Annotated in this window: 15 protein-coding genes and 1 pseudogene; 12 read left to right on the top strand and 4 right to left on the bottom strand. The window is 67.9% G+C overall.

Features of this window, described 5'->3' with window-relative positions; translation table 11 throughout:
• The 3 genes and pseudogenes from A5663_RS02105 to A5663_RS02095 all read left to right on the top strand — a co-directional run.
• Positions 1–240 (top strand): annotated as a pseudogene (locus tag A5663_RS02105) (methylmalonyl-CoA mutase); the annotation flags it as partial.
• Positions 241–1233 (top strand): methylmalonyl Co-A mutase-associated GTPase MeaB, encoded by a 993-nt coding sequence (gene meaB, locus A5663_RS02100; protein ID WP_068143389.1) that lies wholly within the window; start codon positions 241–243, stop codon positions 1231–1233.
• Positions 1234–1280: 47 nt separating this feature from the next.
• Positions 1281–2555 (top strand): serine hydrolase domain-containing protein, encoded by a 1275-nt coding sequence (locus tag A5663_RS02095; protein ID WP_068143387.1) that lies wholly within the window; start codon positions 1281–1283, stop codon positions 2553–2555.
• A gap of 9 nt (positions 2556–2564) precedes the next feature.
• Here the strand turns inward: A5663_RS02095 and A5663_RS02090 are convergent, their stop codons facing one another.
• Positions 2565–3302 carry a hypothetical protein gene (locus tag A5663_RS02090; RefSeq protein WP_068143386.1) on the bottom strand — a complete coding sequence of 246 codons (738 nt, stop codon included), beginning with the start codon at positions 3300–3302 and terminating at the stop codon, positions 2565–2567.
• Positions 3303–3347: 45 nt separating this feature from the next.
• Positions 3348–3719, bottom strand: a complete 372-nt coding sequence (locus A5663_RS02085) for a DNA-binding protein (RefSeq protein ID WP_068143384.1) — start codon at positions 3717–3719, stop codon at positions 3348–3350.
• 137 nt (positions 3720–3856) lie between these two features.
• On the opposite strand from A5663_RS02085, the gene A5663_RS02080 reads away from it, so the two are divergent.
• Together A5663_RS02080 and ileS are read left to right on the top strand one after the other, a co-directional pair.
• The gene (locus tag A5663_RS02080) at positions 3857–4501 is read left to right on the top strand and encodes a hypothetical protein (RefSeq protein WP_068143382.1); all 645 of its coding nucleotides are present in this window, start codon (positions 3857–3859) and stop codon (positions 4499–4501) included.
• Positions 4502–4751: 250 nt separating this feature from the next.
• The gene (ileS, locus tag A5663_RS02075; RefSeq protein ID WP_068143380.1) at positions 4752–7862 is read left to right on the top strand and encodes an isoleucine--tRNA ligase; all 3111 of its coding nucleotides are present in this window, start codon (positions 4752–4754) and stop codon (positions 7860–7862) included.
• On the opposite strand, the gene A5663_RS02070 is transcribed toward ileS, so the two are convergent.
• Positions 7859–8092, bottom strand: a complete 234-nt coding sequence (locus tag A5663_RS02070; protein WP_068143378.1) for an RNA-binding S4 domain-containing protein — start codon at positions 8090–8092, stop codon at positions 7859–7861. The genes ileS and A5663_RS02070 overlap by 4 nt on opposite strands.
• Positions 8093–8140: 48 nt before the next feature.
• Between A5663_RS02070 and A5663_RS02065 the strand changes: the two genes are divergently transcribed.
• From A5663_RS02065 to dnaE, 7 genes are read left to right on the top strand one after another with little or no spacing between them, the layout of a single operon-like run.
• On the top strand, positions 8141–9481 hold the full coding sequence (locus A5663_RS02065) for a DNA polymerase IV (RefSeq protein WP_369816576.1): 1341 nt from the start codon (positions 8141–8143) through the stop codon (positions 9479–9481).
• The gene (gene lspA / locus A5663_RS02060; RefSeq protein WP_068143376.1) at positions 9478–10029 is read left to right on the top strand and encodes a signal peptidase II; all 552 of its coding nucleotides are present in this window, start codon (positions 9478–9480) and stop codon (positions 10027–10029) included. Before A5663_RS02065 ends, lspA begins: the two co-directional genes overlap by 4 nt.
• Positions 10030–10959, top strand: coding sequence for an RluA family pseudouridine synthase (locus tag A5663_RS02055; protein ID WP_068143375.1), 930 nt, complete (start codon positions 10030–10032; stop codon positions 10957–10959).
• Complete coding sequence (gene rarD, locus A5663_RS02050) at positions 10956–11852, top strand: EamA family transporter RarD (protein ID WP_068143372.1); 897 nt, start codon at positions 10956–10958, stop codon at positions 11850–11852. The genes A5663_RS02055 and rarD overlap by 4 nt, the downstream gene beginning before the upstream one ends.
• Positions 11853–11883: 31 nt before the next feature.
• Positions 11884–12567: a TetR/AcrR family transcriptional regulator gene (locus tag A5663_RS02045; RefSeq protein ID WP_068143369.1), complete on the top strand. Its 684-nt coding sequence runs from the start codon at positions 11884–11886 to the stop codon at positions 12565–12567.
• Positions 12568–12615: 48 nt separating this feature from the next.
• Positions 12616–12759: a hypothetical protein gene (locus tag A5663_RS22865; RefSeq protein WP_156744267.1), complete on the top strand. Its 144-nt coding sequence runs from the start codon at positions 12616–12618 to the stop codon at positions 12757–12759.
• Between the two features lie 58 nt (positions 12760–12817).
• Entirely contained in the window at positions 12818–16375 is a 3558-nt protein-coding gene (gene dnaE / locus A5663_RS02040) for a DNA polymerase III subunit alpha (protein ID WP_068143366.1), read from the top strand.
• Here the strand turns inward: dnaE and A5663_RS02035 are convergent.
• On the bottom strand, positions 16338–17780 hold the full coding sequence (locus tag A5663_RS02035; RefSeq protein WP_082973889.1) for a cell wall metabolism sensor histidine kinase WalK: 1443 nt from the start codon (positions 17778–17780) through the stop codon (positions 16338–16340). The genes dnaE and A5663_RS02035 overlap by 38 nt on opposite strands.
• Positions 17781–17841 lie beyond the last annotated feature (61 nt).

The following is a 17841-nucleotide window of genomic DNA, read 5'->3' as shown; positions in this document are numbered from 1 at the left end:
GGGGTCTCGTCGCTCGCGGCCGGGCATCTGACCCTGGTGCCCGCGCTACGCGAGGCGCTCGCCGAAGTCGGTCGGCCCGACATCATGATCGTGGTCGGCGGTGTCATCCCGCCGGGTGACTTCGACGAGCTCTACGCCGCGGGCGCGACGGCGATCTTCCCGCCCGGCACGGTGATCGCCGACGCCGCAATCGGTCTGCTGCACAAGCTGGCCGAGCGACTGGGCTACCGCCTCGACTAGATGGCCGACCCGATCGCCGACCTCGCGACCGCCGTGGCCGACGGCGACCGGGCCGCCCTGGCGAGGGCGATAACCCTGGTCGAATCGACCCGCGTGGACCATCGCGAGCAGGCGCAGCAACTGTTGTTGGAGTTGACCGCCCATGCGGGCGGCGCGCTGCACGTCGGGATCACGGGCGTGCCGGGGGTGGGCAAGTCGACGGCGATCGAGGCGCTCGGCATGTACCTCATCGAGCAGGGCCACCGGGTTGCTGTGCTGGCCGTCGACCCGTCCTCGACGCGCACCCGGGGCTCGATCCTCGGCGACAAGACGCGGATGGCCCGCCTGGCCGTACATCCCGACGCCTACATCCGGCCGTCGCCCACCTCGGGCACGCTGGGCGGTGTCGCGAAGGCGACGCGGGAGACGATCGTGCTGCTCGAAGCGGCGGGTTTCGACGTCGTCCTGGTCGAGACGGTCGGCGTCGGACAGTCCGAGGTGACGGTCGCGAACATGGTCGACACCTTTGTCTTCCTCACCCTTGCGCGCACCGGTGACCAGCTGCAGGGAATCAAGAAAGGTGTGCTCGAACTCGCCGACATCGTGGTCGTGAACAAGGCCGACGGTGCGCACGCGATCGAGGCCAAACGGGCCGCCCGCGAGCTGGCCGGTGCGATCCGGCTGATCTACCCTCGCGAAACGCGCTGGCGCCCACCGGTTTTGACGATGAGCGCGCTCGAAGGGACAGGCCTGGCGGAACTGTGGGCCACCGTGCTCAAGCATCGGGAGGTGCTGACCGAAGCGGGAGAGTTCGAGCGGCGCCGCCGGGCCCAGCAGGTCGAGTGGACGTGGTCGATGGTGCGCGACACCGTCCTCGACCGGGTGCTGTCCCATCCGAAGGTCAAGGAAGTCCGCGCCGAGATCGAACGGCAGGTCCGGGAGGGGGAGCTGACGCCGGCGCTTGCTGCCGAGCAGCTACTCGACGCTGCTGACATGGGCGAAGCTAACAAATAGATAACACAAGGTTTATTAGCCAGGCCTGCGAGTAAATTCAATACATTGTGACGGGTGTCAAGAACCGGGAGGGCAGCGCTGCCCTCCCGCACGGTATCCAGGGCGCTGCGGACTCGAACTTCGCCTGCACGCTGCGCGGCTTCTCCCGGCTGTTCCCCGGCCGCCGCTACGGGGGCGGCGCCCTTTCGGTCTACCTGCACGGGGAGCCCGTCATCGATGTCTGGACGGGTTACTCGGATCGCCGCGGCACCCAGCACTGGAGCGCCGACACGGGCGCCATGGTCTTCTCGGTCACCAAGGGCATGGCGTCCACGGTCATCCACCGCCTGGCCGACCGGGGTCTGATCGACTACGACACACCCGTTGCCGAGTACTGGCCCGAGTTCGGGGCCAACGGCAAGGCCCGCATCACGGTGCGCGACATGATGCAGCACCGCGCCGGGCTCTCTCATCTCAACGGCTGCACCAAGGCCGAGCTGCTCGACCACCAGGCGATGGAGCAGCGTGTCGCGGCCGCACCGTGCAACAAGCTGCTGTTCGGCCATCAGGCTTATCACGCGCTGACCTACGGCTGGTTGATGTCCGGGCTGGGCCGCGCCGTGACCGGCAAGGGCATGCGCGACCTCATCCGCGAGGAGCTGGCCGAACCGCTCAACACCGACGGTCTGCACCTCGGCCGCCCGCCCGCCGGCGCGCCCACCCGCGCCGCGCAGATCCTGGCACCCCAGGGCACGCTGGCCAATCCCGTCTTCAACTTCGTCGCCCCGCGGGTGGCGGCGCTCGGCGTGTCCGGGATGTTCGGCTCGATGTACTTTCCCGGCATGAAGGCCGTCGTCCAGGGCGACACCCCGTTCCTCGATGCCGAGATCCCGGCGGCCAACGGCGTCGCGACCGCTCGAAGTCTGGCTAAGATGTACGGCGCGATCGCCAACGGCGGCCGCATCGACGGCAAGCAGTTCCTGTCCGAGGAGCGGGTCGCCGGGCTGACCGGGAAGCCCAGCTATTGGCCGGACCGAAACATCTTCGTGCCGTTGAGCTTCAACCTCGGCTACCACTCCCTGCCGGTGCCGCCGGGATTCATGCCCGGCTTCGGCCATGCCGGGCTGGCCGGATCCGTCGGCTGGGCCGATCCGGCCAGCGGGTTGTCGTTCGGCTTCGTGCACAACCGGTTGCTGACGCGGATGGTGCTCGACCAGGCGACGTTCGCCGGGCTGCAGGCGTTGATCCGCCGCGACGCCGCACGGGCCCGCAGGCGCGGGTACCAGACGGTGCCGGATCTCGGTGCGCCGGTTAGCGGGCTGTCGCGTTCGGTCGCCGGATAGCGAACTCCGTCAGCGGGGCGCGCTACTGAACCACTTGGTTTTCTGCCGCCAGGACTCGGCCGACGTCAACGCGAAGCCCGCACCACACATGCAGGCGAACACCCACACGAGGATGGGGCCGCTCTGGTGGTGCTGCAGCGAGGGGATGTAGGCGGTGAGCAGCCGGACGACGCATGCGGCGATGCCCGCTGCGCACGAGATCAGATAGACGTTGGCGATCTTGCGCGAGCGCGGGTCCTTGCGCAGCACCAACAGCGCCCGGCTGCCGTAGCCGAGAAGGTAGATCAGGATGCCGCACAGGACCAGCCAGTAGAGGTTGAGCCAGAAGTCGGTGGGCACCTCGAAGAAGTCCGACTTGTAGATCCGCGCTCCGTTTCCGAGGGTGAACGTGGCCAGCAGCAGCGGGATGCACAGGGTGGCCGGCAACTCGACGTACTGCTTGAACGACCGCTGGAGCAGATGGTCGTTCTGCAACCGGCCCAGGGCGTTGTACACGACGGCGGACGCGGCGACGATGTAGCAGTCGTGGCCGATGAAATCCTCGAGGTTCCACTTACCGGTCAGTGCGTGCAGCGCGACGCCCAGCGTCTCCGAGGCCCACGGGGACATCAGCAACACCGCCATTCCCTGCAAGGCGATGTTGAGCGTGGCGGCGACTTCCCAGCGCGACGACCAGGTGACACGACGAATCCACAGGCTCCATGCGATACAGCAGAGCGTTATCGCGATGATCGTCGCCAGGGCCATGAGCGTTGCTTTCGAGCTGCTGTTCTTCTCAGCGGATTGTAGGGCTTACAGGGGCGGAGCGTCACTGCGCGGACGCAGTTCGGACAGCTTCGGAGCGCGCGTGAGCGCCCTCGTCGTCTCGCGGACGGAGACGTGCGCCGAACCGCCCGTGCGTTCGAGGAATTCGACGTAGCTCAACACTTCTTGGCGGGTCATCAGGCCGAACCTGATCTGCAGGTCGGGGTAGCTCAGGCCGAACCTGTCGGCGACCCGGCGAAGCTCCTCGGCGTCCGGGTAGTCGGCTTCCTTGATGCGCCGGTAGTACGTGCTGCTGGAGGTGCCCAGCGCGTCGAAGATGTCCTTGGCTTCGACCTCGCCGTCGAGCAGGTAGTCGAGCAGGGCTTTGAGCTGTCTGCCGTTCTCGTCAGTGCGGGGCACCCACCCACTTTAAACCAGAGCTCCCGGAGAGGGGCAGTGCGATCCGCAAACTGCAGTAGTTTGCCTTAATTGACACTACCGTCACACTTTTGGGAGGTGTCTCCCATTATTGGGACATCTCGACTATGTTTGGTCACATGGTCGCTCCCTATCTCGCGACGCCGGGGCCCGAGGTGCTTCACCCGCTCGGCGACTTCGCTGCAGCAACCGTCCGCCTCGCGGATTACAGCGCCGATTCGGGGCGCCCCGCCGGCATGGCCAAACAGCCCACGCCGGCATCGGAGGAGTTGACGGCCGAACTCGACGGCGCCACCGAGTGGCTCGGTCTCCCGGCCGACGAGATTCTCTTGGCAGCGCTGACCCGGACCATCGCGCGCACCCTCGGTGACGGTGTGGTGCCGGTCGACATCGCCAGCGAACGCGGCTGCCTGCTCGATGCGGTGCCCATGATGTGCGCGACCGCCCAGCAGGCCGGCGCCACCGAGGTGCTCACCACCGTCCACCACACGCTGGCCATCGCCTCGGAGCGCGTCGCGGCCGCCACGCCGGAGGTGTACTTCAACTACATCGGCGAACTGCCGGCCGAGTCGGGGCCGGTTCAGGACACCCCGCCCGGTCTCGGCCACGCGCTGGAGGTCCGGGTGTACCGCGTCGACGGCGTCCTGCAGGTCGACTGGTGGTATGACACCAGCCGGTTCGAGGACTACACGGTCGAGGAGCTGGCCGAGCAGTTCCCGCTCGCCCTCGTCGAGATGACCTCGGACGCGCTGCCACCGCAGTAAGCGCTCGAAGCCGTCGTTTGCGACCGTCGGTAAGATCGACCCAGCGGCTTGGATCCGGCCATCACCGGGGAGCCTTCGGAAGAACAGCTCGACCAGCTCAGTAGACCCGAACGGGTGGGCCCGTCATCGCCCGAAGTGAGCGGCGCACACCGCGGAAGCTGACTGTGCGCAAGCGGGGTGGTACCGCGGCGTTCGTGCACAAGCGCGGCGTCGTCCCCGTGCCGACCGGCACAGGAGACATCGCACCATCGTGACCGCTTATCCCAAGCCGACGGCCGGCGCACCGAAATTCCCTGCGCTGGAAGTCGAAGTGCTGAAGTACTGGGACGCCGACGACACGTTCCGCGCCAGCGTCGCGCGTCGCGAGGGCGCGCCCGAGTACGTCTTCTACGACGGCCCGCCGTTCGCCAACGGCCTGCCGCACTACGGCCATCTGCTGACCGGCTACGTGAAAGACATCGTGCCGCGGTACCGCACCATGCGCGGGTACAAGGTGGAGCGCCGGTTCGGCTGGGACACCCACGGCCTGCCCGCGGAGCTCGAGGTCCAGCGCCAGCTCGGCATCACCGACAAGGCGCAGATCGAGCAGATGGGCATCGAGAAGTTCAACGACGCCTGCCGGGAGTCGGTGCTCAAGTACACCAACGAGTGGCGGGCCTACGTCACCCGGCAGGCCCGTTGGGTGGACTTCGACAACGACTACAAGACGCTCGAACCCGAGTTCATGGAGTCGGTGATCTGGGCGTTCAAGCAGTTGTGGGACCAGGGTCTGGCGTATGAGGGCAACCGTGTGCTGCCCTACTGCTGGAGCGACGAGACCCCGCTGTCCAGCCACGAGCTGCGCATGGACGATGACGTCTACCAGAGCCGGCAGGATCCGGCCATCACGGTGGGTTTCAGGGTGGATGGCGGTGTGCTCGACGGCGCCTACCTGCTGATCTGGACCACGACCCCGTGGACGCTGCCGTCCAACCAGGCGGTGGCGGTCCACCCCGACGTCAGCTACGTCCAGGTGAAGGGCGCGGACGGCAGGCGGTACGTGCTCGCCCAGGCCCGGCTGGCCGCGTACGCCCGCGAGCTCGGGGAGGAGCCCGAGGTGCTCGGCACCTACTCGGGCAGCGATCTGCTCGAGACGCGGTACCGTCCGCCGTTCCCGTACTTCGCCGACGCGCCGCGCTCGTTCCGCGTGCTGCCGGCCGAGTTCGTCAGCACCGAGGACGGCACCGGCATCGTCCACATGTCGCCTGCCTACGGCGAGGACGACATGCTCACCGCCCAGGCCGCGGGAATCGAGGCAGTCACGCCCGTGGACTCGAAAGGCCGGTTCGACGCGAGCGTGCCCGACTATGCGGGCCAGCACGTGTTCGACGCCAACCCGCAGATCATCCGCGACCTGAAGAACGGCGCCGCCGCCGCAGCGCTCAACGGCGCCGTGCTGCTGCGCCACGAGACCTACGAGCACTCGTATCCGCACTGCTGGCGGTGCCGCAACCCGCTCATCTACCGCGCGGTGTCCTCGTGGTTCATCAAGGTGACCGAGTTCCGCGATCGCATGGTGGAGTTGAACCAGGAGATCACCTGGCATCCCGAGCACGTCAAGGACGGGCAGTTCGGCAAGTGGCTGGCCGGTGCCCGCGACTGGTCCATCTCACGAAACCGCTACTGGGGCACGCCGATCCCGGTGTGGAAGTCAGATGATCCCGCATACCCGAGGATCGACGTGTACGGCAGCCTCGACGAGTTGGAACGCGACTTCGGCGTCCGGCCAACGGATCTGCACCGGCCGTACATCGACGAGTTGACCCGGCCGAACCCCGACGACCCGACCGGCAACTCGACCATGCGCCGGATCGAGGACATCTTCGACGTCTGGTTCGACTCGGGCTCGATGCCGTACGGCCAGGTGCACTATCCGTTCGGGAACGCCGAATGGTTCGATACGCACTTTCCCGGCGACTTCATCGTCGAGTACATCGGACAGACCCGCGGCTGGTTCTACACGCTGCACATCCTGGCCACCGCGCTGTTCGACAAGCCGGCGTTCAAAACCTGTGTGGCACATGGGATCGTCCTGGGCAACGACGGCCAGAAGATGAGCAAGTCGCTGCGCAACTACCCCGACGTGACCGAGGTGTTCGACCGCGACGGCTCCGATGCGATGCGCTGGTTTTTGATGGCCTCCCCGATCCTGCGGGGCGGGAACCTCATCGTCACCGAACAAGGCATCCGCGAGGGCGTCCGCCAGGTACTGCTGCCGCTGTGGAACGCCTACACGTTCCTCGCGCTGTACGCGCCCGAGAAGGGGACCTGGCGCACGGACTCGTCGCATGTGCTGGACCGCTACATCCTGGCCAAGCTCGCCGTCCTGCGCGACCAACTCACCGCGTCGCTGGACGAGTGCGACATCTACGCCGCCTGTGACGAACTGCGGCAGTTCACCGAGGCGTTGACGAACTGGTATGTGCGCCGGTCGCGTTCGCGGTTCTGGGAGGAAGACCGCGACGCGATCGACACTCTGCACACGGTGCTGGAGGTGACCGGCCGGCTGGCCGCCCCGCTGCTGCCGTTGATCACGGAGGTGATCTGGCGCGGCATCACCGGCGAGCGCTCCGTGCACCTGACCGACTGGCCGGCCGACGGCCTGCTGCCGGCCGACCCGGAGTTGGTGGCGACGATGGACCTGGTGCGCGAGGTGGCGTCGGTGGGTTCTTCCCTGCGCAAGGCCAAGAAGCTGCGGGTGCGCCTGCCACTGCCGAAACTGACCGTGGCCGTTGATAATCCGCAACGTCTGGCGCCGTTCACCGATCTCATCGCCGACGAACTCAATGTCAAGGCGGTCGAGCTCACCGACGACATCGACGCCTTCGGGCGATTCGAGTTGACCGTCAACGCCCGCGTTGCGGGGCCGCGGCTCGGCAAGGACGTGCAGGCCGCCATCAAGGCGGTCAAGGCGGGCGACGCGGTGGTCAACGCAGACGGGACGCTCACAGCGGGACCGGCGGTCCTGGCGCCCGAGGAGTACAGCTCGCGGCTGGTGGCCGCCGACCCGGACTACACCGCCGCGCTGTCCGACGGGGCGGGGCTGGTGGTGCTCGACGGCACTGTCACCGAAGAGCTGGAGGCCGAGGGCTGGGCCAAGGACCGCATCCGCGAGTTGCAGGAGCTGCGCAAGTCCACCGGCCTCGACGTGTCCGACCGCATCGAGGTCGTGATGTCCGTGCCCGACGCGCGGCAGGCCTGGGCCCGCGCACACCGCGACCTGATCGCCCGCGAAATCCTCGCGACGCGCTTCGACTTCGGCGAGCCGGTGAACGGCAGCGAGATCGGTGACGGCGTGAAGGTCGCGATCGCCAAGGCCTAGCGAAGCGCCACGCGCGCGGCGCGGCCGGCGAACGTCACTACGTCGGCGGCCTGCAGTTGCCTGCCCCGGCGCCGTTCGACGTCGCCGTTGACGGTGATTAGCCCGTCGGCGATCGCTGATTTCGCCTCCGCGCCGGAATCGATCAGCCCGGCCAACTTGAGGAACTGGCCCAGGCGGATCGACGCGTCGCGGATCGGCACGTCGAAAGGTTCGCCGCGCGCGTCTGCCATGCGGGAAAGGCTAGCGTCCTAGCATCGGCAGCTGTGGACGGTCGCTGGGTGCTGCACCTCGACATGGACGCGTTCTTCGCGTCGGTCGAGCAGCTGACCCGGCCGACGCTGCGTGGCCGGCCGGTGCTCGTCGGTGGTCTCGGGGGGCGTGGGGTGGTCGCCGGGGCCAGCTACGAGTCCCGCGTGTACGGCGCCCGCTCGGCGATGCCGATGCATCAGGCGCGCAAGCTGGTCGGGGCCGCCGCGGTGGTCCTTCCGCCGCGTGGCGTCGTGTACGGGGTGGCGAGCCGCCGCGTGTTCGAGACCGTGCGCGCGACCGTGCCGGTCCTCGAGCAGCTCTCGTACGACGAGGCGTTCGGGGAGCCGGCCGAGCTTGCGGGCGCGTCGGCGCGCGACGTGGAGGACTTCTGCCGGACCCTGCGGTCTGCGGTGCTCGAAGAGACCGGTCTCGTCGCGTCGATCGGCGCCGGCTCGGGCAAGCAGCTCGCCAAGATCGCCTCGGGCCTGGCGAAACCCGACGGCTTGCGGGTGGTGCGCCGCGAGGAGGAACGTCCGCTGCTCGACGGCCTGCCGGTACGGCGGTTGTGGGGGATCGGGCCCGTCGCCGGGGAGAAGCTGCACCGGCTCGGCATCGAGACCATCGGCGCGTTCGCCGCGCTGAGCGAAGCCGAGGCCGCCGACATCCTCGGCGGGGCCGTCGGCCGGGCGCTGCACCGGCTGGCCCGCGGCGTCGACGACCGGCCGGTCGCCGAGAACGCACCGGCCAAACAGATCAGCGCGGAGTCGACGTTTCCTGAGGACCTCACCACCCTCGACCAGCTGCACGCAGCGATGGGCCCGATCGGTGAGCACGCGCACCGACGCCTGGAAAAGGACGGCCGCGGCGCCCGCACCGTGACCGTCAAACTGAAGAAGTCCGACATGAGCACGCTCACCCGGTCGGCGACGCTGCCGTATGCCACCACGGACGTGGCGACCCTCACCGCGACCGCGCGCCGGCTGTTGCTCGACCCCGTCGAGGTGGGCCCGATTCGGCTTCTGGGCGTTGGCTTTTCGGGCCTGTCCGACGTCCGTCAGGAGTCGTTGTTCCCTGATCTGGAGTCGATGGTCGCCGATGACGTCACGCACACCGGGGCACCACCCTCCCTCACGGACCTGACCGCGACGGCGCCCGCCTGGCGCGTCGGCGACGACGTCGCGCATCCGGACTTCGGCCACGGCTGGATCCAGGGTGCCGGACACGGGGTGATGACGATCCGGTTCGAGACCCGGGTCACCGGCCCGGGTCAGGCGCGCACTTTCCCGGCCGACACTGCCTGTGTCGATCGGGCGAATCCCGTCGACTCGCTCGACTGGCCGGACTACGTCTTTGGGATGATGGGCAGGTGACTGACGACCCCGGAGTGGCCGAACAGACGACCGGACAGACGGTGCCGCCGAGGCGCCGGCTGCGGCTGCTCCTCGGCATCGCCGCGGCGGTGCTCGTCACCGATGTCGTCACGAAGGTTCTCGCGGTCAAGCTGCTCACCCCCGGCCAGCCGGTGTCGATCATCGGCGACACGGTGACCTGGACTCTGGTGCGCAACTCCGGCGCGGCGTTCTCGATGGCCACCGGCTACACGTGGGTTCTGACACTGATCGCCACCGGCGTGGTCATCGGGATCGTGTGGATGGGCCGTCGACTGGTGTCACCGTGGTGGGCGGTCGGGCTGGGCATGATCCTGGGTGGTGCGCTGGGCAACCTCGTCGACCGGTTCTTCCGGTCGCCCGGCCCGCTGCAGGGTCACGTCGTCGACTTCCTGTCCATCGGCTGGTGGCCGGTGTTCAACGTGGCCGACCCGTGCGTCGTCGGCGGCGCGATCCTGCTCGTCGGGCTCTCACTGCTGGGCTTCGACTTCGACGCCGTCGGGCGTCGCGGGTCCGCTGAGGGCGAGTAGATGACCGATCGGTCGCTTCCCGTCCCCGAGGGGCTGGCGGGGATGCGGGTCGACGCCGGCATTGCGCGGCTGCTCGGGCTCTCGCGCACCGCGGCCGCGGCGCTGGCCGAGCAAGGCGGTGTCGAGATCGACGGCGCGCGGGCCGGCAAGTCGGACAAGCTGACCGCCGGCGCATGGCTGGACGTAAGGCTGCCCGAAGCGCCTGCGCCCGTTGAGAACACGCCGGTCGACATCGAGGGCATGGCGATCCTGTATTCCGACGACGACATCGTCGCCGTGGACAAACCGCCGGGCGTGGCCGCGCATGCCACCGTCGGCTGGCACGGCCCCACCGTGCTGGGCGGCCTGGCCGCTGCCGGCTTTCGGATCAGCACCTCGGGTATCCATGAGCGCCAAGGCATCGTGCACCGCCTGGACGTCGGCACGTCGGGGGTCATGGTGGTCGCGCTGTCCGAGCGCGCCTACACGGTGCTCAAGAGAGCGTTCAAACAGCGCACTGTCGACAAGCGTTATCACGCGCTGGTGCAAGGACATCCGGATCCGTCGAGCGGGACGATCGACGCACCCATCGGCCGTCACCGTGGGCACGATTGGAAGTTCGCGGTCACCGAGAACGGCAGGCACAGCATCACCCACTACGACACCCTGGAGGCACACCGAGCCGCCAGCCTGCTCGACATCGAGCTGGAAACCGGTCGTACACACCAGATTCGAGTGCATTTCGCCGCTCTGCACCATCCCTGCGTCGGAGACCTCACCTATGGCGCGGACCCCACGCTGGCCAAGCGGCTCGGCTTGGAGCGGCAATGGCTGCATGCGCGGTCGCTGGCGTTCGCCCACCCGGCCGACGGGAGACGCGTGGAGATCACCAGCCCGTACCCGGCCGATCTCCAACACGCCCTCGACACACTGCGCAACCACGAACCGTGAGCGACGCCCGCAGATCCGGTCTGCTGTTCGGCGTCGGCGCTTACCTGTGCTGGGGAGTGTTTCCCGGGTTCTTCGGACTGCTGGCGCCCGCCTCCGCGGTCGAGGTGCTCGCGCACCGGATCGTCTGGAACTTCCTGCTGATGGTCGTCGTCGTCGCCATCGTCCGCAGGGTCGGTGACCTCAGACAGATCACCGGGCGCACCTGGCTGTTGCTCACCGCCGCCTCGGCGCTGATCTCGATCAACTGGGGCATCTACGTCTACGCCGTCACCAACGGGCACGTGGTCGACGCGGCGCTCGGGTACTTCATCACCCCGTTGGTGACGGTCGCGCTGGGTGTGCTCGTCTTCCGGGAGCAGCTCAACCGCTCGCAGGTGGCCGCGCTGATGGTCGCGGTGGCGGGCGTGGTGGTCTTGGCGCTCGAGGTCGGCGCGCCGCCGTACATCGGGCTGGCCCTGGCGTTCTCGTTCGGCCTCTACGGCGCGGTCAAGAAAGTGGTGCCGACCGATCCCCGCGTCAGCGTCGGCATAGAAGCCGGCGTGGCCACACCGTTCGCCGCGGGATACCTGGTCATGCTGCAGCTCACGGGGCACGCGACGTTCACCGGTCACGGCGGCGGACACGCCGCGCTGCTGATCCTGTCGGGTGTGCTCACGGCGCTTCCGTTGCTGCTGTTCGCCGCCGCTGCGCAGCGACTGCCGTTGGTGACGATGGGCCTGCTGTTCTACCTGAACCCGGCCCTGCAGTTGACCTGGGGCGTGCTCGTCGGCCACGAGCCGATGCCGCCCGGTCGCTGGCTGGGGTTTGCGTTGATCTGGCTCGCGCTACTGGTGTTCAGCGTCGATGCCCTCCGGCAGCAGCGTTTTGCGGCAGAAGCGCCAATTGCCGGTTGACCACGGCTTAGCAATGTTTTAGCGTTTGCTCGTGGCCGACAGACCCCAGCCCGCGCGAGGTGGGCGCGGACGAGGGCGCCCGGTGGGTGCGGACTCGGCCGAGACGCGCGCGGCGATCTTGCACGCGGCCCGAGCGGTGATCAGTGAACGCGGTTACGAAGCGGCGACGTTCCAGGCGATCGCGGTGCGCGCGGGAATCAGCCGGCCGACGATGCACTACTACTTCGCCGGCAAGGAAGAGGTCTACGAGACCCTCCTGAGCGAGGTGCACTCGGTCGTGACGGCCTCGATCGCTGCCGCCCAGCGCGAAGACACGCTGCTGAAACAGCTCTGCACGTTCAATGCCACCGCACGCGCGCTGGGTTTCGCGGAGGCCTCGATGATGCGGTTCGTGATCAGCTCGCGGCTCGAACAGCACCGCCACCCAGGTTTGCGCGACCGCAGCACGCCGGTGACCGAGGCGATGGCCGGGTTCTACGCGTGGACGGTGGACGACGCGATCCGCCGGGGCGAGATCGGCGCGGAGGTGGACCGCCCGGCGGTGGTCGACATGCTGGCGGCGATGTTCTGGGGAGTCGGCTTCTTCGGGGCGTTCGTGGCCGGCTCAGGGGGCCGCGCGGGGATTGCCAAGCAACTGAACGGGCTGCTGCGTCAAGGTTTGCTCGGCCCGCCGGTGGATTCGGTCGAGCCCCCGCCGAGTTGCCTCGCGGTATAGGGAAACACCCGATTTCTCCCCGCCTCTCGGGGCAATAGCGTCGAAGCCATGAACGGCTTCTGGTTCGCGGTCATGGTCGCGGGCGTCGTCACGGCAGGCGTCCTGACCCAACTCGGCTGGCAACTGCCGACCGCGGCGGAGATCCGGCGAGGCCTGGAACGGGTGCGCTCGAAGGGTGTCCGGGACCGGTGAAGACACGCACCCCGACACGCCGAGAGCTGTCGGGGTGCGGTCATAGACTGGCCTGCCTATGAGCACTTCGGAGTCGCGGTCGTTCGTGCACCTGCATAACCACACCGAGTACTCGATGCTGGACGGTGCGGCGAAGGTCAAGCCGATGCTCGCCGAGGCTCAGCGCCTTCAGATGCCCGCGATCGGGATGACCGACCACGGAAACATGTTCGGCGCCAGCGAGTTCTACAACTGCGCCACCGAGGCGGGGATCAAGCCGATCATCGGCGTCGAGGCCTACATCGCTCCCGCTTCGCGGTTCGAGACCAAACGCGTGCTGTGGGGTGACCCGAGCCAGAAGGGCGACGACGTCTCCGGCAGCGGGTCCTACACCCACATGACGATGGTGGCCGAGAACGCCACCGGCTTGCGCAATCTGTTCAAGCTCTCGTCGCTGGCGTCATTCGAAGGCCAGCTGGGCAAGTGGTCGCGCATGGACGCCGAACTGATCGCCGAACACGCCGAGGGCATCATCGCCACCACCGGTTGCCCGTCGGGTGAGGTGCAGACCCGGCTGCGGCTCGGCCACCACCGCGAAGCGCTCGAAGCCGCCGCCAAGTGGCGGGACATCTTCGGGGCGCAGAACTTCTTCCTCGAGCTGATGGATCACGGCCTGGACATCGAGCGCCGTGTGCGCGAGGGGTTGCTCGAGATCGGCCGGAAGCTCGACATCCCGCCGTTGGCCACCAACGACTGCCACTACGTCACCCGCGACGCCGCCCGCAACCACGAGGCGCTGCTCTGCGTGCAGACCGGCAAGACCCTGTCGGATCCGAACCGGTTCAAGTTCGACGGGGACGGCTACTTCCTGAAGTCCGCCGCCGAGATGCGCGCGCTGTGGGACGGTCAGGTGCCCGGTGCCTGCGACTCGACGCTATTGATCGCCGAGCGCGTCTCGTCCTACGAGGACGTGTGGGCGCCGCGGGACCGGATGCCCGTTTTCCCGGTGCCCGAAGGCCACACCCAGGAGTCCTGGCTGCGCCACGAGGTCGACGCCGGGCTGGCCCGCCGCTTCCCGGCCGCCGACGTGCCAGCGGAGTACACGGACCGCGCAGACTACGAGATCAAGGTCATCTGCGAGAAGGGCTACCCGTCCTACTTCCTGATCGTCGCCGACCTGATCAACTACGCGCGTTCCGTCGACATCCGGGTCGGGCCGGGCCGCGGGTCGGCCGCCGGGTCGCTGGTCGCCTACGCGCTGGGTATCACCAACATCGACCCGATCCCGTACGGGCTGCTGTTCGAACGGTTCCTGAACCCGGAGCGCGTGTCGATGCCCGACATCGACATCGACTTCGACGACCGCAGACGCGGCGAGATGCTGCGCTACGCCGCCAACAAGTGGGGCAGCGACCGGGTGGCTCAGGTCATCACCTTCGGCACGATCAAAACCAAAGCGGCGCTGAAGGATTCGGCGCGGGTGCACTACGGCCAGCCGGGCTTCGCGATCGCCGACCGGATCACCAAGGCGCTGCCGCCGCCGATCATGGCCAAAGACATCCCGCTCTCGGGGATCATCGACCCGAACCACGAGCGGTACAAGGAGGCCGCCGAGGTCCGCGGGCTGATCGACACCGATCCCGACGTACGCACGATCTACGAGACCGCGCGCGGCCTGGAGGGGCTGGTGCGCAACTCGGGCGTGCACGCCTGCGCGGTCATCATGAGCTCCGAGCCGCTGATCGACGCGATCCCGCTGTGGCGCCGCCCGCAGGACGGCGCGGTGATCACCGGCTGGGACTACCCGTCGTGTGAGGCCATCGGCCTGCTGAAGATGGACTTCCTCGGGCTGCGCAACCTGACGATCATCGGCGACGCGCTGGAGAACATCGCGGCCAACCGCGGCATCGAGCTCGACCTCGAGTCGGTCCCGCTGGACGACAAGGCCACCTACGACCTGCTGGGCCGCGGCGACACGCTCGGCGTGTTCCAGCTCGACGGCGGCCCGATGCGCGACCTGCTGCGCCGCATGCAGCCGACCGGGTTCGAGGACGTCGTCGCGGTCATCGCGCTGTACCGCCCCGGCCCGATGGGGATGAACGCCCACAACGACTACGCCGACCGCAAGAACAACCGGCAGGCGATCAAGCCGATCCACCCGGAACTCGAAGAGCCGCTGCGCGAGATCCTCGCCGAGACGTACGGCCTGATCGTCTACCAAGAGCAGATCATGCGGATCGCGCAGAAGGTCGCCGGCTACTCACTGGCCCGAGCCGACATTCTGCGCAAGGCCATGGGCAAGAAGAAGCGCGAGGTCCTGGAGAAGGAGTTCGAGGGCTTCTCCGAGGGCATGAAGTCCAACGGCTTCTCGTCCGGCGCGATCAAGGCACTGTGGGACACGGTGCTGCCGTTCGCCGACTACGCGTTCAACAAGTCGCACGCCGCGGGCTACGGGCTGGTCTCGTACTGGACGGCGTATCTGAAGGCCAACTACCCGGCCGAATACATGGCGGGGCTGCTCACGTCGGTCGGTGACGACAAGGACAAGGCCGCGGTGTACCTGGCCGACTGCCGCAAGCTCGGCATCACGGTGCTGCCGCCCGACGTCAACGAGTCGGGGCTGAACTTCGCCTCGGTCGGCGAGGACATCCGCTACGGTCTCGGCGCGGTGCGCAATGTCGGCGCCAATGTCGTTGCCTCACTGATCAACACCCGCACCGAGAAGGGCAAGTACGTCGACTTCTCCGACTACCTGAACAAGATCGAGATCGCCGCCTGCAACAAGAAGGTCACCGAGTCGCTGGTGAAGGCGGGCGCGTTCGACTCGCTGGGGCATCCGCGCAAGGGTCTGTTCCTGATCCACACCGACGCCGTCGACTCCGTGCTCGGCACCAAGAAGGCCGAGGCGATGGGACAGTTCGACCTGTTCGGTGGCGCCGACGGGTCGGCCACCGACTCCATGGACGCAGTCTTCACGATCAAGGTGCCCGACGAGGAGTGGGAGGACAAGCACAAACTCGCGCTCGAACGCGAGATGCTCGGGCTCTACGTGTCCGGCCACCCGCTCAACGGCATCGCCCACCTGCTGGCCACCCAGGTCGACACCGCGATCCCGGCGATCCTCGACGGCGACATCCCGAACGACACCCAGGTGCGGGTCGGCGGAATCCTGGCCTCAGTCAACCGGCGGGTCAACAAGAACGGATTGCCTTGGGCTTCGGCGCAATTGGAAGACCTGACCGGCGGCATCGAGGTGCTGTTCTTCCCGCAGACCTATTCGACGTTCGGCGGTGAGATCGCCGACGACGCGGTCGTGCTGGTCGGCGCGAAGGTCGCTATCCGCGATGACCGGATCTCGCTGATCGCGAACGACCTTGTGGTGCCGGACTTCTCGAACGCGCAGCTGGACCGTCCCCTGGCGGTCAGCATGCCGACGCGACAGTGCACCGTGGACAAGGTCACCGCCCTCAAGCAGGTACTGGCCCGCCATCCGGGCACTTCGCAGGTGCACCTGCGGCTGATCAGCGGTGAGCGCATCACCATGCTGGAACTGGATGTGTCACTGCGCGTCACGCCGTCATCCGCGTTGATGGGTGACCTCAAGGCGCTGCTGGGTCCGGGCTGCCTGGGGGGCTGACCACTTCCGGAAGCAGCACGGTGAACGTGGTCGCGCCGGGCGCGGATTGCACCGAAACGCTGCCGTTGTGCGCCTGAGCGATCTTCTCGACAATCGCCAGGCCCAGCCCGAGGTTGCCGAGCTTGCGGGACCGGGACTTGTCGGCACGCACGAACCGGTCGAACAGCTGCGGCAGCAGTTCACCCGGGATGCCCGGGCCGTCGTCGTGGACGGTCAGCGCGGCGCACGCGGGGCGCGCGGCGTCGATGTCACGCGAGACCGTCGTCGTCACCGTGGTGCCGGCCGGGGTGTGGTCGACCGCGTTGATCAGCAGATTGCTCACCAACTGGTGCAGTCGTGCCCTGTCGGCGCGGATCCAGACCGGCTCGTCGGGCAGCGCCGTGCGCCAGTTGTGGCTGGGAGCCGAAACCGAGATGTCGCTGATCGCGTCGGTGACCAGCTCGCCGAGGTCGACGTACTCGGCCAGCAGGTCCTGCCGTTCCTCGAGGCGCGACAACAACAGCAGGTCGGCGACCAGCGCGGTCATCCGGCTCGACTCGGCCTCGATGCGCGCGAGCGCATACTCGGTGGTCTCGGGCAGCTCGGCGCTGTCCTGCCGCGTCAGCTCCGCATAGCCGCTGATGGCGGCCAGGGGAGTGCGCAGCTCGTGGCTGACGTCGGCGAGGAACCGGCGCATGCGACGATCCGATTCGGCGCGTTCTGCCAGTGCCGAATCGACGTTGGCGAGCAACCGGTTCAGGGCGTGGCCGACGATGCCGACCTCGGTGCCGGGGTCGGTGTAGGCGTCGGCGACGCGGATGTCGATGCGGTTCTCCGGATTCCCCAGCGGCAGCTTGGCCACCTCGCCGGCTGTCGCCGCGACCCGGCGCAACGGCATCAGCGCATAGCGGATGGTCAGCAGGGTGCCCAGTGCGATGACCAGCAGTGCGGCGGTCACCAGCAGGACGGTGCTGATTATCCCTCGGGTGATCGCCTGGTCGGTGGGGCGCAAGCTCGCGGCGGCAACGAGCCAGTCGGAGTCGTCGATGGCCATGCTCTGCAGGCGGTAGCGGCCGAGCTCGCCGAGTTGCGCGTTGAACGGTGAGCCGTCGTTGTGCCAGTCGATGGCTTCCAGGGACGAGATCACGTCGGGCGGCGCGGGCCGCCCCTCGTCGTCGGTGAAGACCGCCGAACCGGTGACTTTCCCGTCGTGTACGACCGCGATCAGCGCACCCACCGGCTGGCCGGTGAAGTTGACCAGGGCCTGGGGACCTTCCGCGCCGAACAGTCGCGGATGCGCCTCGGTATATGACAGCTTGGTGAACGAATGTCTCAGCGCGGCAAGCGAATGCGTCAACCGGTCGTCGGTGAGGTGGTACGCGTAGTCACGCAGGCTGATCACGTGGAGCACACCCATGGCGATCATCACGACGCCGACGACGATGGACAGGCCGACGACAAGGCGCCGGCGCAGCGTCCGTGGCACC

It is taken from the genome of Mycobacterium sp. E740 (genome assembly GCF_001672895.1).
Classification (GTDB): domain Bacteria; phylum Actinomycetota; class Actinomycetes; order Mycobacteriales; family Mycobacteriaceae; genus Mycobacterium.
This window is presented reverse-complemented; position numbering and strand designations above follow the sequence as displayed.

Excerpts from the sequence above, each read along its gene's own strand:
- dnaE (WP_068143366.1), top strand. The coding sequence starts at position 12,818 with ATGAGCACTTCGGAGTCGCGGTCGTTCGTGCACCTGCATAACCACACC.
- A5663_RS22865 (WP_156744267.1), top strand. The coding sequence starts at position 12,616 with ATGAACGGCTTCTGGTTCGCGGTCATGGTCGCGGGCGTCGTCACGGCA.
- A5663_RS02070 (WP_068143378.1), bottom strand. The coding sequence starts at position 8,092 with ATGGCAGACGCGCGCGGCGAACCTTTCGACGTGCCGATCCGCGACGCG.
- A5663_RS02080 (WP_068143382.1), top strand. The coding sequence starts at position 3,857 with ATGGTCGCTCCCTATCTCGCGACGCCGGGGCCCGAGGTGCTTCACCCG.
- meaB (WP_068143389.1), top strand. The coding sequence starts at position 241 with ATGGCCGACCCGATCGCCGACCTCGCGACCGCCGTGGCCGACGGCGAC.
- A5663_RS02055 (WP_068143375.1), top strand. The coding sequence starts at position 10,030 with ATGACCGATCGGTCGCTTCCCGTCCCCGAGGGGCTGGCGGGGATGCGG.
- A5663_RS02090 (WP_068143386.1), bottom strand. The coding sequence starts at position 3,302 with ATGGCCCTGGCGACGATCATCGCGATAACGCTCTGCTGTATCGCATGG.
- A5663_RS02035 (WP_082973889.1), bottom strand. The coding sequence starts at position 17,780 with ATGATCGCCATGGGTGTGCTCCACGTGATCAGCCTGCGTGACTACGCG.